The organism is Pantoea sp. SO10 (genome assembly GCF_005281435.1).
In the GTDB taxonomy this organism is placed as follows: domain Bacteria; phylum Pseudomonadota; class Gammaproteobacteria; order Enterobacterales; family Enterobacteriaceae; genus Pantoea; species Pantoea leporis.
In genome coordinates this window covers 3,311,799-3,326,561 of the sequence record NZ_CP040095.1, presented here as the reverse complement: position 1 = coordinate 3,326,561, position 14,763 = coordinate 3,311,799, and the positions used below count along the sequence as shown (strand labels likewise).

General features: G+C 57.6%; 13 protein-coding genes. 10 read left to right on the top strand and 3 right to left on the bottom strand.

Features of this window, described 5'->3' with window-relative positions:
* Positions 1–17 precede the first annotated feature (17 nt).
* A complete protein-coding gene (locus tag FCN45_RS15370; protein ID WP_137386386.1) occupies positions 18–2,780 on the bottom strand; it encodes an autotransporter domain-containing protein in 2,763 nt (920 codons plus the stop codon).
* 554 nt (positions 2,781–3,334) lie between these two features.
* Here FCN45_RS15370 and prfB point away from each other — a divergent pair.
* The 9 genes from prfB to FCN45_RS15325 all read left to right on the top strand — a co-directional run bounded on the left by prfB (position 3,335) and on the right by FCN45_RS15325 (position 11,433).
* Positions 3,335–4,433 (top strand): peptide chain release factor 2 gene (gene prfB, locus FCN45_RS15365; RefSeq protein ID WP_110867985.1). Its coding sequence is split into 2 segments (ribosomal slippage): positions 3,335–3,409 and positions 3,411–4,433, totalling 1,098 coding nucleotides; the frame shifts between segments, so codons are not numbered across the junction.
* A gap of 9 nt (positions 4,434–4,442) precedes the next feature.
* A complete protein-coding gene (gene lysS, locus FCN45_RS15360) occupies positions 4,443–5,963 on the top strand; it encodes a lysine--tRNA ligase (protein ID WP_101761966.1) in 1,521 nt (506 codons plus the stop codon).
* Positions 5,964–6,213: 250 nt separating this feature from the next.
* Complete coding sequence (locus tag FCN45_RS15355; protein ID WP_101762021.1) at positions 6,214–7,065, top strand: MurR/RpiR family transcriptional regulator; 852 nt, start codon at positions 6,214–6,216, stop codon at positions 7,063–7,065.
* A gap of 261 nt (positions 7,066–7,326) precedes the next feature.
* The gene (locus tag FCN45_RS15350) at positions 7,327–8,163 is read left to right on the top strand and encodes a transporter substrate-binding domain-containing protein (protein WP_137386385.1); all 837 of its coding nucleotides are present in this window, start codon (positions 7,327–7,329) and stop codon (positions 8,161–8,163) included.
* Positions 8,164–8,165: 2 nt separating this feature from the next.
* Positions 8,166–8,798, top strand: a complete 633-nt coding sequence (locus FCN45_RS15345; protein ID WP_101762022.1) for a DUF1989 domain-containing protein — start codon at positions 8,166–8,168, stop codon at positions 8,796–8,798.
* Positions 8,782–9,429: an urea carboxylase-associated family protein gene (locus FCN45_RS15340; protein WP_137386384.1), complete on the top strand. Its 648-nt coding sequence runs from the start codon at positions 8,782–8,784 to the stop codon at positions 9,427–9,429. Before FCN45_RS15345 ends, FCN45_RS15340 begins: the two co-directional genes overlap by 17 nt.
* 3 nt (positions 9,430–9,432) lie before the next feature.
* A complete protein-coding gene (locus FCN45_RS15335; RefSeq protein WP_101761969.1) occupies positions 9,433–10,083 on the top strand; it encodes an amino acid ABC transporter permease in 651 nt (216 codons plus the stop codon).
* Positions 10,083–10,748, top strand: a complete 666-nt coding sequence (locus tag FCN45_RS15330) for an amino acid ABC transporter permease (RefSeq protein WP_137386383.1) — start codon at positions 10,083–10,085, stop codon at positions 10,746–10,748. Before FCN45_RS15335 ends, FCN45_RS15330 begins: the two co-directional genes overlap by 1 nt.
* 13 nt (positions 10,749–10,761) lie before the next feature.
* On the top strand, positions 10,762–11,433 hold the full coding sequence (locus FCN45_RS15325) for a DUF1989 domain-containing protein (RefSeq protein WP_137386382.1): 672 nt from the start codon (positions 10,762–10,764) through the stop codon (positions 11,431–11,433).
* 224 nt (positions 11,434–11,657) lie between these two features.
* Here the strand turns inward: FCN45_RS15325 and FCN45_RS15315 are convergent, their stop codons facing one another.
* Positions 11,658–12,284, bottom strand: a complete 627-nt coding sequence (locus FCN45_RS15315) for a hypothetical protein (RefSeq protein ID WP_101761972.1) — start codon at positions 12,282–12,284, stop codon at positions 11,658–11,660.
* Between the two features lie 362 nt (positions 12,285–12,646).
* Between FCN45_RS15315 and FCN45_RS15310 the strand changes: the two genes are divergently transcribed.
* Positions 12,647–13,810 (top strand): MFS transporter, encoded by a 1,164-nt coding sequence (locus FCN45_RS15310; protein WP_101761973.1) that lies wholly within the window; start codon positions 12,647–12,649, stop codon positions 13,808–13,810.
* Here FCN45_RS15310 and FCN45_RS15305 read toward each other — a convergent pair.
* Complete coding sequence (locus FCN45_RS15305; protein WP_101761974.1) at positions 13,807–14,727, bottom strand: LysR family transcriptional regulator; 921 nt, start codon at positions 14,725–14,727, stop codon at positions 13,807–13,809. The genes FCN45_RS15310 and FCN45_RS15305 overlap by 4 nt on opposite strands.
* Between the last annotated feature and the right edge of the window lie 36 nt (positions 14,728–14,763).

Below are 14,763 nucleotides of genomic sequence, written 5' to 3'. Positions count from 1 at the left end.
GACCGATTAAACGTTTATCAGAAACTCACATCCACACCGCCGCGCAGCACTTTTTCGTCACCGCGATCGGCGAAGTGCTGATCGGCGCGCAGGAACAGGCGCGCGCGTGACGTCTGCGCCACATCCAACCGCACACCTAACCACTGCGAACGGCGATCGAGCTGCATGCCGGGAATCGTGAAGCTGTTCTGGTCATCGCCAAATCCGCCCCAGCGCGCGCTGACATCCATCGACGGATTGTTGAATGCGTACTGGTATTCGCCATACAGGCTCAGCATGCTCCACAATCCAGCCGACCAATCCTGCCGTGCGCTGAGACTCAAACCGCTATATCCCACGCTGCGTCGATAGCTGTCGCCGTCGCCGCTTAGACCAAACGCGCTGCCCTTATCCTCAAACGCACCGGTATCCAGCCCGGTTTCACGCCAGCCGAGATAGGGTTCGAGGCGATAATTCTCCTCAATTGTCCAGCGATAGCCGCTTTGCAGCGCCGCCTGCCAGCTGTTGCTGCTGGTGGTCGATGACACCGGCGAAGCTTCATCCAGCAACACCAGACGCTTTAACTCATCGCGACCATGTTGATAGCTGAGATTGCCCTGCAGATACCATGCTGGCGTCAAATCGTAGCGGCCATACAGCATCGCGCCTTGCAGGCGATTACGGCTGGTGCCGCCGCTTTGGTCGTAGGTGGAGTCGATCTGATTCTGCGTCCAGGCCACGCCCACGCGCAGACCAGAAATACCCAAATCGCTATCCACGCCCAATGCGGTAAGCGTGTTGCGGTAATCGGTGCCGAGGTAGCCCGCCTGATCCAGTGAACCGCGCAGTTGACCGCTCTCCAGCCAGAAACCGTAACGATTGTCGGCGCTGGCATCGGCGATACGGTTACTCAACAGGCGGCTTTGATAATCCAGCGCGTTAAACAGTACCGCGTTGCTGGAAGCGTGCGCCTGACCGGAAAGTGAATTGATGGCGGCCTGCGCACTGCGGGCATCTGCCAGCGACTGAAACGCTCCTGCTGCGCCCAGCGCTGACTGCTGCGCACTGCTCAGTGAACCCTGTTGCTGCCAGCTGTCCGCTACGCTAAACGCCTGCTCCAGATTCGCGGCCGTTTGCTGAGTGCTGGCGCTGTTCATGCCCAGCGCTGCCGCTACTGCTGCGGTATTTTTACGCGTCAGCTGGCCAGTGACGCTGTTAGCGTTGTAGCTGACCGAACCGTCGAGAAAAATGCCAGTATTGACCTGACTGAACTGGCCGCTAACGCCCGCATCGCTGGTCAGCAGCGTTTCCTGCTGTTTCACCACATAAGTTGATGAGGGTGGCGCGAGGTTCAGCGTGCCGTCCAGCGTCGAGTGGCCCGCTACACGCAGCGGGCTGTTTAACGCGATATTGAGCACGCCATTACTGCGTTGCTGGTAATCGCCTTGCACCTGCAAACCGCCGTTGACCGTTCCCTGATTGAGTAAGCTGCCGCCAATCACACCGCTGCCACCTAAAGTGCCACTGCCGCTGACGTTGGCACTGCCCGCAATCGCACCCTCAATCAGCAACGTATTGGCGGCAACGCTGGTCTGGCCGAGGTAACTGTTGTTAGCGGTTAACCGTAGCACGCCGCCATTATTGGCGCCGTCGAGTATCAGGCCACGATCCCCGCTGATGGCATTCGAGAAGACATAGCTACCCGCATCCAGGCTGGCGTGAAAATCATTGGCCCAGAACATTGCCGGACCGTTGAGCGCTTTCGCCTGGTTGAGATCGCCCCAGCCGAAGGTGTTGTTGTAAGGGCGCCCGTTGGCGCTATCCGCAGCGCCTGCGTAAGCATCACTGCGATAAGTGGCGGTGGTCAGCAACGTTTGCTGCAGATTGTAACCGCTCATCCACGGAAAGCGCTGCAACACTTGCGAAGCGGCCGCAGCGGCGCGCGGTGCGGCAAACGAGGTGCCGTAGCTGCGCGCATTTACCCAGGTACCATCGGCGTTCTGAAAGCGATAATCGGTGTATCCCGGTGCGCTCAGGCACCATGCGGCAGCGTTACCACAGGCATCAAACGGCCCGGTTAACGCCGCGCGGTTCGCCGTGTCGTATGAGGTGCTGTCCATCACGCCGGTAACGGCCAGCATATTCTTTTGCAACGCGCTGTCCTGATAAATCAACGGCAGCTGCGCGTTAGGGGACGGTGTTGCAGTGCCGCCATTGCCGGTGATCACCACCGCCAAACCGTTAGCGGCCGCAATCTCACGCATGCTTTGCACCAGCACCTGATAGTGCGGCTGCGCATCGGATAGCGCCTGTGCGGAGGTTAAGCGCTCTTTGGAGGCATACGACATATTGAAAACCCGCACGCCTTGGCTCAGCAGGCCGCTCACCGCACGGGCGGTATCGTCGTATTGAAAGATATTGTTCTGCGATGCCTGCGCCACATACAGTGTGCTGCCCGGCGACAGGCCTAATAACGTCAGCGCCACCACGGTGCCGTGACCGTTAATGCCCTGATTATCATTCAAACTACTGCCGCCGCCGACGTAGCTGGTGAACTGCACGTTGGCGTAATTGATTTCACTGCGATCGGGCGATAACCCTGAATCAATAATGCCGACTTTGCTGACATTGCCTGAAGCGCTGGGCTGAGCTGGCGTGGGTGTCTCAGGCGTGCCGGTGGTGGGCGAGGTTGCCGCGCTACCGCCACCTCCGCCGCCGCCACCACCTCCGCAGGCGACAAGTAACAAAGGCATTAACAAGGCAAGCAGGCGCGGTGAAGTGCGCAAACCGGGAATAAACATCGATACTCCTTCATGTCTCTCAGGACATGTTGTGCCCGCTCACGTTTACGGGCGCTGATTACTGTGTCATTCCCTGTCGAAGCTGCGCATTCCTGGCGATCGTGGTGACAAACGGTCTGGACGTCAGTGATGTCCATCGGGGGGATAGTCACTGAGCAAAATGATAAAAGGGCGCTAATAAATCGATAGGCTGAATATCAGCTGCTTAATGGCGTTATTTGAGACGTGTCTGCTTTCTTGCAGGAAATTTCTCACAAGACAATTCTTAATGATTTATCGTTATAAATCATGATCTTTAATGACGTCATCTGGCGCCAATTGCCTAATTTTTGCAGGAAAACTCCTAAGAAGGTTCTGAAGGCGAGGTATTTGCGGGGGTGTTTGGGAAAGCGTAGCGGGTAAAGCTTTCCAGAAGGATAAGAACTTTTTTTCTTACGGCGGAGGCGCGCTCACTCAGGCGGCGTGCAATGCTACAAAGTGCGCACACTTTCGGGTAAACTAGCGCGTTAGTTTTTATCTCCTTTCACCGAATCGTCAAAAAAGACTGAAAAGCCATGTTTGAAATTAATCCGGTCAAAAATCGTATCCAGGACCTCAGTGAGCGCAGCGACGTTCTTCGGGGGTATCTTTGACTACGATGCCAAGAAAGAACGCCTCGAAGAAGTAAACGCCGAGCTGGAGCAGCCTGACGTCTGGAACGAACCTGAGCGCGCGCAAGCGCTGGGTAAAGAACGAGCTTCACTGGAAGCGGTAGTGGAAACCTTAGATCACATGACGCAAGGCCTGGAAGATGTGCAGGGCCTGCTGGATCTGGCGGTGGAAGCTGACGACGAAGAGACTTTCAACGAAGCGGTTGCCGAGCTTGATGCACTGGAAGTGAAGCTGGGCGAACTGGAATTCCGTCGTATGTTCTCTGGCGAATATGACAGCGCCGACTGCTACATGGACATTCAGGCCGGTTCCGGCGGCACCGAAGCGCAGGATTGGGCCAGCATGCTGCTGCGCATGTATCTGCGCTGGGCGGAAGCCAAAGGTTATAAAACCGAAATTATCGAAGAGTCAGACGGTGAAGTGGCCGGAACCAAATCCGCCACCATTAAAATCATCGGCGACTACGCGTTTGGCTGGCTGCGTACCGAAACCGGCGTTCATCGCCTGGTGCGTAAGAGCCCGTTCGATTCCGGCGGCCGTCGTCATACCTCATTCAGTTCGGTGTTTATCTACCCGGAAGTGGATGACAACATCGATATCGATATCAATCCTGCCGATCTGCGTATCGACGTTTACCGCGCCTCCGGTGCGGGTGGCCAGCACGTTAACAAAACCGAGTCTGCGGTGCGTATTACCCACTTGCCGACCAACATTGTGGTGCAGTGCCAAAACGACCGTTCACAGCACAAGAACAAAGATCAGGCCTTCAAGCAGTTACGCGCCAAGCTGTACGAATATGAGATGCAGAAGAAAAACGCGGATAAGCAGGCAGCGGAAGATAACAAATCTGATATCGGCTGGGGCAGCCAGATCCGTTCTTATGTTCTCGACGATTCACGCATCAAGGATCTGCGTACCAGCGTAGAAACCCGCAACACCCAAGCGGTGCTGGATGGCGATATCGATCGTTTTATTGAAGCAAGTTTAAAAGCAGGGCTATAAGGAACCGACATGTCTGAACAACAACCGCAGAGCGCTGATGCCGCCCTTGAGTTAAACAACGAACTGAAAGCGCGTCGCGAAAAACTCAGCGCGCTGCGTGAAAAAGGCGTGGCGTTTCCTAACGATTTCCGCCGCGATACCACGTCCGATGTGCTGCACGCCAGCTATGACGCGAAAGAGAATGAAGAGCTGGAAGCGCTGGGCGTTGAAGTGAGTGTGGCCGGTCGTATGATGACGCGCCGCATCATGGGTAAAGCGTCATTCGCGACCCTGCAGGATGTCGGCGGCCAGATTCAGATCTACGTCTCACGCGACGATCTGCCAGAAGGCGTCTACAACGAGCAGTTCAAAAAGTGGGATCTCGGCGATATCCTCGGTGCGCGCGGTAAGCTGTTCAAAACCAAAACCGGTGAGCTGTCGATCCACATCACTGAGCTGCGTCTGCTGACCAAAGCGCTGCGTCCGCTGCCGGACAAATTCCACGGCCTGGCCGATCAGGAAACCCGTTATCGTCAGCGTTATCTCGATCTGATCTCCAACGACGATTCGCGCAAAACCTTTAAAATTCGCTCACAAATCATGGCCGGCATTCGTCAGTTCATGGTTAACCGCGACTTTATGGAAGTGGAAACCCCGATGATGCAGGTGATTCCGGGCGGCGCGTCTGCGCGTCCGTTCATCACCCATCATAATGCGCTTGATATCGATATGTACCTGCGTATTGCGCCAGAGCTGTATCTGAAGCGTCTGGTGGTTGGCGGTTTTGATCGCGTGTTCGAGATCAACCGTAACTTCCGTAACGAAGGGATTTCGCCACGCCATAACCCAGAGTTCACCATGATGGAACTCTATATGGCGTATGCGGATTACAAAGATCTGATCGAACTGACCGAAAGCCTGTTCCGTACGCTGGCGCAGGATGTGCTGGGCACCACGGAAGTGCCGTATGGCGATCACAGCTTCGATTTCGGTAAGCCGTTCGAGAAGCTCACCATGCGTGAAGCGATCAAGAAATACCGTCCGGAAACTGACCTGAGCGATCTGGAAGACTTTGATAAAGCGGTAGCGATTGCCCAATCGCTGCACATCAAAGTTGAGAAGAGCTGGGGCCTGGGCCGCGTCGTTACAGAGATCTTCGAAGAGACCGCTGAAGCGCACCTGATTCAGCCAACCTTCATCACCGAATACCCGGCTGAAGTATCGCCGCTGGCGCGTCGTAACGACGAGAACCCGGAAATCACTGACCGGTTTGAGTTCTTCATCGGCGGCCGCGAAATCGGTAACGGCTTCTCAGAGCTCAACGATGCAGAAGATCAGGCTGAGCGTTTCCTGCAGCAGGTGAATGCGAAAGAGTCTGGCGATGATGAAGCGATGTTCTACGACGAAGACTACGTCACCGCGCTGGAGCACGGCCTGCCGCCAACCGCTGGTTTGGGTATTGGTATCGACCGTATGGTGATGCTGTTCACCAACAGCCACACCATCCGCGACGTGATCCTGTTCCCGGCACTGCGCCCGACCGGTAAGTAGTCCGGAGCTGCTGCCCCCCATCCCGGTCCGTGCTCGCTGTCCCCCTCCTCGGTCCTCCCCCATAAATGGGGGAGGAAGATGCTGCAAAATGTGAGTTCTGAAGCAGCATGTGGCAGCATCTCCTTCCCCCGCTAGCGGGGGAAGGCCGGGATGGGGGACAGCCAGCACATTCTCCCCCCAACACAAAATTCCTGATGACAACCCGGCACGCTCTGTGCAGGATGGTTTTTTTCTTTTTCAGGGAATCACCATGAGTGCAAAAGCGGCAACGTTAGAGGGCCGGATTCGTCAGCACTGGGATCAACTCTCCAGCCACGAGCAGCGACTTGCCGATGTGCTACTCGCCGCACCAGGCCAGTTAGCCATGAACACCGCCACCGAACTGGCACACAGCGCGGGCGTGTCCAAAGCCACCACCACGCGCTTCTTCCGCCATCTCGGCTATGAAAGTTATGAAGCCGCACGTCGACAGGCGCGTGACATGCAAAGCAGCGGTTCACCGCTCTATCTGCAACCGGCACCCAGCGCGTCGCCGCTGGCGAGCATCATGCAGCAGCATCTGGAAAGAGAAATCGCCAACCTGGTCAACAGCTATCGCACGCTGGACAGCGAACAGCTGCAGCAAGCGGTCAGCGCCATCAGCCAGGCGCGACGCGTGGTGGTAATGGGCTGGCGCCACAGCCAAACCATCGCGCATCTGATCTATCGTGACCTGATCCATATTCACTCCGATGTGCGTCTGCTGCCGCGTCCCGGCGATTCGTTGGCGGAACATGTAGCGGCGTTGACTGCCGAGGATGTGGTGATCTGCGTCGGTCTGCGTCGTCGCATGCCCGCGCTGGAGGCGGCGATGAACGCGCTGGCCGAGCGCAATGTGCCGATGTTGTATATCGCCGACGTGCTCTCCGGCAAACCGGCGCGCCATGCGCAGTGGGTAATCCGCTGTCACACCGACAGCAGCCTGATTTTCGACAGCACCGCCGCGCTCTCTGGCGTGTGTAACCTGCTCTGTTCACTGGTGGCCCGGCAAATGGGTAAAGCCAGCAACGATCATCTCGCGCAAATCGAAGCGCTGCACCAATCCCTCGACGAACTGGAATAATGCGCCTTGCTGGCGCATTGTGCGCCAGAAAAATCACCAAAACGGTGCAGTTCTGTCCAGTGCCCACCCATCCAATTATCCCCGTCTTACCGTGTGTGAAATCATAGAAATTAAAAATAAAAAAAAGAAACAAATGTTTCCATTTGATTATATTGAATAAAATCTGTTTTTTATCAGGTCTCCCTGCATGGTAGTGAAAAAGCTGGCACAAAATATGCTCAGTAGAAAATGACATTTCACCAACACCAGGGAAACACCATAATGAAAAAAACAGCACTGCTGATTGCCGCACTTCTCTCCGTCGGCACCATGGCGCAGGCACAAGCCGATACGCTGGCCGACATCAAAAGCAGCGGCAAAATTACCGTCGGTATCGATCCAACCTTTCCTCCCTACGAATACACCGATGACAAAGGTGAGATCACCGGTTACAGCGTGGCGATCATGCAATCCTTCGCCAACGATCTCGGTGTGAAACTGGAGTTTCAGAAAACCGCCTTCAGCGGCATTCTGCCGGGCCTGATTTCGGGCTCCTTCAATGCCGAAGGTTCATCCCTGAACGTCACGGCGGAACGCGCGAAGAAAGTGCTGTTCACCGTGCCGTACAGCAAAACCGTCAACGGCGTGCTGGTGCGTGAAGCCGAGGCGAAAACCTTCAGCGGCAAAGCCCTGAGTCCGGAAAGCTTGTCGGGTCTGCGCGGTGCGGTAAAAACCGCCAGCGTGCCAGAGCAGCTGTTGAAGGGCTTCAACGAGCAGTTGAAGAAGGAGGGTAAAAAACCGATCACCATCATCAATGTCGATTCACTCGATCAAACCGTCAGCACCTTGATGACCAAACGCGCCGACTTCGTTTATGACGACATCTCGGTACTGGCGCCGGTAGCAAAAAAATATGCCGGCAAAGTGGCGCAGGTGGGCGAAGTCGGCCCGTCGCAGTGGATGGGCTGGGCGACTCGCAAAGAAGATGGCAGCCTAAACAAAGCGATTAGCGACCACATCCTGGCGATGCAGAAAGACGGCGAACTGACCAAACTGCAGCAGCAATATCTCGGCACCACCTTTACCGTGCCCGCCAGCGACTTCATTCCGCAGGAGTAACTATGTGCCAGTCCAACCTGACGGTGCCTGCCGGCTTTGGCAAAACCTTCCGCGTGCGCAAGGGCCAGTTTATTACCGTGATTGATAGCGAAGGGCAGCAGGCGGCCGATTTTGTCGCGGTGAACGCCGATGACCTGAACGAGAAGCTGTCGCCGGTGCACACGCGCCAACAGCTGCGCTCGCTGTTCTTTAAGCCGGGTGACGCGTTGTGGTCGAGTGAAAACCGCCCGATGCTGCGCATTCTTGCCGACAGCATCGGCATCCACGACGCCAACGTGCCGGCCTGCGATCGCACCCGTTTCAGCATCGATTTCGGTGTCGAAGGGCATCGCAACTGCGTCGATAACCTGCTGGAGGGGATGAAGGCGTTTGGCGTCACCTACTTCTCGCTGCCGGAACCGTTCAACCTGTTCCAGAACGGCCCGGTCACCGCCGATGGTCGCATGGAAGTGACCGATCCCAACAGCAAAGCGGGCGATAGCATCACCTTTGAAGCGCTGTGCGATCTGATCTGCGCGGTCTCATCCTGCCCGCAGGACATTATTCCCGGCAACGGCCTGCAGGTGACGCCAATCGACATCGTGGTCAGCGACCATTTTCACGCTCAGGAGATGAATCATGCTGTTAATGCGTGAAAGTTATGAAGAAAACGCCGTGCGCACGCTGGCTGAACCGGTGCAGGTTGCAGCGGGCAGCATCGGTTCGATTAGCGTGCTGCGCGGTCAGTTGCTGCGCATCACCGCTCAGGGCGACGGCGCGGTGGCTTCGCTGTTTGGCTTTAGCCTGGCCAATCCCGCCGTGTGGCTGTCGGTGCACCACACGCGGGTGTTTAGCAACAGCTACCTGCTCGGTTCCGGCATGCGTCTGGTGAACAACCGTCGTCGTCCGATGATGGTGCTGGGCAAAGACAGCGTGAAGCGTCACGACCTGCTGTTGCCGGCCTCCACCACGGCGTTTCTCGCTGAGCGCGGTTATCCGGGCGAAGGTTGCCTCGATGCGCTGCGCGGCGAGCTGGCGCGTCTGGGCATGGTGGTGCCGAAGCTGCCGGATCCCATCAATCTGTTTATGCACGTCAAGCTGACGCGAGAAGGCGAGATTCTGCCGGAAACCAACCTGACCCAAGCTGGCGACAGCATTACCTGTCGCGTGGTGATGGACACGCAGTTCATCGTCTCCGCCTGTAACACCGGCATTGAGGGCAACGATCGTCCCGCGCCGCTGCTGCTGTCGGTGGCGGAAAACCTGCACGACTTTAACGTGGAGTAACGCATGGGGCTGGATCAACAGGTAGTGGCCGCGCTGCCGGAACTCGGACACGGCCTGCTGATGACGCTGGTGCTCACCGTGCTGGCGTCATTAGTCAGCGTGGTGATGGGGCAGCTCGGCTGCTTCCTGCAGCTGCGTCGTGCCTGGATCTGGCGCGCCATCGGGCGTTTCTATGTCAGCGTGATGCGCGGAACGCCAGCGATTGTGCAGCTGTTTGTGGTGTTTTTCACCCTGCCGCGGCTGGGATTGGGCGGTCAGCCGATGCTGGCGGCGGTGATTGCCATTGGCCTCAACAGCGGCGCGTACGTGGCGGAAATCCTGCGCGTGAATCGCAGCCTGGTGACGCGCGGACAGCTAGAAGCATCGCGCACGCTGGGTCTGAGCCGCCTGCTGACGTGGTGGTACGTCATCAATCCCCAAGTGATGCGCGCCAGTCTGCCGATGCTGGTGAATGAATTCACCATTCTGCTGAAAACCACGCCGCTAGCGTCGGTGGTGGCGCTCACTGAACTGACCTACGCCGGACAGATCGTCATCGCCCGCACCTACGAAGCTACGCAAGTGCTGCTGCTGGTGGCGGCCGGTTATCTGCTGATCGCCATGCCGTTAATTGCGGCGGCGCGCCGTTTAGAAGCGAAGCGGAGGTTGGTGTAATGGATTGGCAGGCAATTATCACCTCTCTGCCGTCGCTCGGTGACGGCCTGCTCGCCACCTTGCAGCTTTGTCTGGTGGCGGCGCTCTGCTCGCTACTGTGGGGCGCGCTATTGGCCGTGCTGCTGATGCGTGCCTCGCGGTTCTGGCTGCGTTTGCTCAATCTTTACAGCGGCTTAACCCTCGCGCTGCCGCTGCTGGTGGTGATCTATCTGCTCTATTTTGTGTTGCCGGAATATGACATCACGCTGTCGTCGCCGGTGGTGGGCGTGCTGGCATTGACGCTCTACTACGCGCCTTACATTGCGCAGGTGATCCGCTCGGCGATTGATGCGCTGCCGCAAGGGCAGTGGGAAGCGTGCCGCGTGTTGGGCCTGAGCCGCAGCGAACAACTGCGTGACGTGGTGCTGCCGCAAACGCTGCCGCAGATGCTTTCGCCGCTGGTGGGGCTGATGATCGGTTTGATTAAAGACTCCGCGCTGCTGTCGATTGTTTCGGTGCAGGAGTTTATGTACGCCGCCAAACAGGCGATTTCGGATACCTACGCGCCGCTGGAGATCTATCTCACGGTGGCGCTCTGTTACTGGCTGCTCAACAGCGTCATCGACTGGCTGGCGCGCGGCCTTGAATCTCGCATGACGCGCTATCGTCGTGCCATGCAGCATTAATCAGGAGAACAATATGTCGGCTGAATTTCAGCACCGCGAAGCGGTGACCATCCCGGCGCGCTACGGCAAAGCGGTGCGCCTGAAGAGAGGTGAAGCGGTGCAGGTGATTAACCTGCACGGCACGCAGGTGGTGGATTGCTGGGCTTACAACGCTGAGGATGTGAGTGAATATATGTGTATGGAGGCGACGCGCGTGTGGAATCAGCGTCTCAATCCCAAAGTGGGCGACAGCTTTATCACCAGCCAGCGCCATCCGATTTTGACGCTGGTGGCGGATACCTCGCCAGGCGTGCACGACACCTTTATGGCGGCCTGCGATGCGCGTCGTTATGAGCTGCTCGGCTGCACCGAACCGCATCGCAACTGCCATGACAATCTGTTTGAAGGCATGCGTGAGCTGGGCGTGACGCTGCCGCATGGCAATCTGGCCTCGTTTAATATCTTTATGAATATTCAGGTGCAGCCGGATGGCATCACGCTGAAGACGCTGCCGGTGGTGACGAAGCCGGGCGACTATATTGTGCTGCGCGCCGAGATGGACTGTTTTGTGGCGTTTTCCGCCTGTCCGCAGGATATCGTCAGCATTCAGGGGCAGGGCGACAACACCCCGCGCGATGCCGAGCTGCGTATTCTGACCAGCGGTTTCCCGCAGGTGCAGGTGCAGGGGGCGTGGGTTCCGGCTTGACTGTGCACGCTGTCCCTGTGCACGCTGTCCCCCATCCCGGCCTTCCCCCGCAAGCGGGGGAAGGAGATGCTGCCACATGCGGCTTCAGAACTCACATTTTGCAGCATCTTCCTCCCCCATTTATGGGGGAGGACCGAGGAGGGGGACAGCAATCACCGACCGAGGAGGGGGACAGCCAGCACCGACCGCCAGCACCGACCGAAGAGGGGGACAGCCAGCACGATCTAAGACTTCACCACCCCATCCAGCCACGCCTGAAAACGTGCGTACGGTACATAAAGCGCCACATTCTTAAACAGCGTTTTGCCGCTTTTATTGTCATCAATCTGGCTGCTGTAACCGACAATCACCCCCGCCAGCGTATCATCGCTGGCGTTATACACCGCGCCGCCGGACATGCCTTTCACCACGCCGGCATTGGCCGCCACCACCACACAGCTGGCTTTGTTCCAGTCATTCGCCAGCGTGGTATTGATCAGATTCTTGCCGCTTGACGCTACCGGCATCGCGGAAATAAAGCTGTAGCCATACAGATTCACGTCGTCGCCAATATGGCTATTGCGGAACGGCGGCGGCAAATTGGCTTCGCTGTTTTTATGGTACACCACGGCGATATCGCATTCGGGATGCCAGGCTTTCACCCGATAGAGTGAATACTTCGCCACGTGGGCCGCCGTCAGGCTGTATTCGGGCGTGAGAGGAATGGTGGTGCCAAGCGCACCAATGCCCAGCACCGTTGGAATGCCGGTGACGGTCATATCGACGCGTTTTGCTGCTTCTTTGCTGTATTCGTAATGCCCAACAGAGCAGCCGCTTAGGCAGCCAACCGTTAGCGCGATGAGCCATCGCATACGCTTTCCCCTCGATTTTTGACACCCCATAACCGGGCAATCCATTGAGGTATCGGCAGTGCGCGTCCATCCTTTACTGTTTGATTTTGCGTCAAAAGCTGACTCACTGTGATAACGATCACATCCTTTCCAAGCGTAGCGCGGAAACCTCTATCTGTCTCAATGGTTAGTCAGTGACATTTTCCCGCGCAGGGATTATTGCTGCAGGCGCAAAATAGTCTTGCGGCGCGCAGGATGGTTGGCATGGAAGGGCTATGCTTTAATAACAATGTGACGCAGTTCAAATTTTAATAAGCGTCTGTTGTCACCGTACTGCGTTCGCAGTGCGGCCCGCCTGCAAAAAATTATTGGGAGAGTGTGTTATGCCTGTTGCATTACTGGCGCTGGCGCTGAGTGCGTTCGCCATCGGCACCACGGAATTCGTCATTATGGGATTGCTGCCCGAGGTGGCGGGCGATCTGCAAGTGACCATTCCTTCTGCGGGATGGCTGATCAGCGGCTATGCGCTGGGCGTCGCTATTGGCGCGCCGATCATGGCGTTGCTGACCGCCAAACTGCCGCGTAAACGTACTCTGATTCTGCTGATGATCATCTTCATCATCGGTAACGTGCTCTGTGCATTGGCCTACACCTACAACCTGCTGATGCTGGCGCGGGTGGTGACGGCGCTGTGTCACGGTGCGTTCTTCGGCATCGGTGCAGTGGTGGCGGCGAGCCTGGTCGCACCAGGTAAACAAGCTTCTGCCGTGGCGCTGATGTTCACCGGTTTGACGCTGGCCAACGTGCTCGGCGTGCCGCTCGGCACCTGGTTTGGTCAGATGTTTGGCTGGCGCGCCACCTTCTGGGGCGTGGCGATCATCGGCATCTTCGCCTTTATCGCGCTGATGGTGAGCCTGCCGACCAACAAAGAAGAGAAGCCGGTGCATCTGGCAAGTGAAATCAGCGCGCTGGCCAACGGCAAACTGTGGCTGTCGCTGCTGATGACGGTATTCTTTGCGGCGGCGATGTTTGCGCTGTTTAGCTACATTGCCCCGCTGCTGTTGCAGGTGACCGGTATCTCGGATCGGGGTGTTAGCTGGACGCTGTTCCTGATTGGCGCGGGTCTGACCGTCGGCAACATCCTCGGCGGCAAGCTGGCCGACTGGAAAGTGTCGTTCAGCCTGATCCTCAGCTTTGTGCTGATTGCAGTGTTCTCGCTGCTGTTCAGCTGGACCAGCCATGCGCTGTGGCTGGCGGAAATCACGCTGTTCCTGTGGGCGATGGCGACCTTCGCCACCGTGCCGGGCTTGCAGATTAACGTGGTGCGCCACGGCAAAGATGCGCCGAATCTGGTCTCTACGCTGAATATCTCCGCCTTCAACGTCGGCAATGCGCTCGGCGCGTGGGTCGGTGGCGCGGTGATCGAGAAAGGGTACGGCCTGACGTCGGTGCCGGTTGCCGCTGCTGCGCTGGCCGCGGTCGGACTGGTGATCTGCCTGATCACCTTCCGCAAAGCGGGCGGGCAGGGCGAAGCGGTCAACGCTTAAGCCAGCCGCTCGGCAATACGTTGTGGAAACGCCGCCACGTGCTGTTGCAGGTGGTCGCAGAAGTGATCGACCAGCGCCGAAGCCGGTCGATGCTGCGGCCGCACTAAACTCACGGTGAAGGGCACGGCAATATTGAAGCGACGCATCACCACACCGCTGTCGGCGTAATCCAGCGCCGTCAGCGGATTCACAATCGAAATCCCCACGCCCGCGCGCACCATCGCGCACACTGACGCCGCGCTGTGCGTCTCCAGCACCAGACGACGCTCCACATTCTGCTCATGAAACAGGGAATCCAGCAGCTGGCGATAGCTATCGCTGCGCGACAGGCTGACGTAGTTTTCACCGTGGAAATCCTGCGGCGTCAGCACCTCGCGCTGACACAGCGGATGCTGTGGCGGCAGCACGCACACTTCGTCACAGGTCAGCAGCGGCAAGCGTTCGGTGCCCGCCGGTGCGTGTTGGGTTTCGGTCAGGCCGAGATCGTAACGCTGTGCCGACAGCCACTCTTCCAGCAACGGCGACTCCTGCGGAATGATATTCAGGCTGACCTGCGGATAGCGCTGAAGAAAGGGCTGCAGCAGCGGCGGCAACAGCGACTGAGAAAACACGGGCAGGCAGGCGATCGACAATTCACCCTGACGAAACTGACGCAATCCTTCGGCGGCATCCATGATGCGATCCAGTCCGTACCACGAGCGCTGCACCTCTTCGTACAGCCGCAAGCCTTGCACCGTTGGCTGCAGGCGGCCGCGCACCCGTTCGAAAAGCTGCAGGCCGAGCTGCTGCTCAAGGCGCGCCAGTTCGCGGCTCACCGTGGGCTGCGAAGTATGCAGCAGCGTCGCCGCCTGCGTCAGGTTGCCGCTGGTCATCACCGCGTGAAAAATTTCGATATGTCGCCAGTTAATTTTTGCCATTGTCTCCTCCAGATAGCCCATATCATATTTGTATAG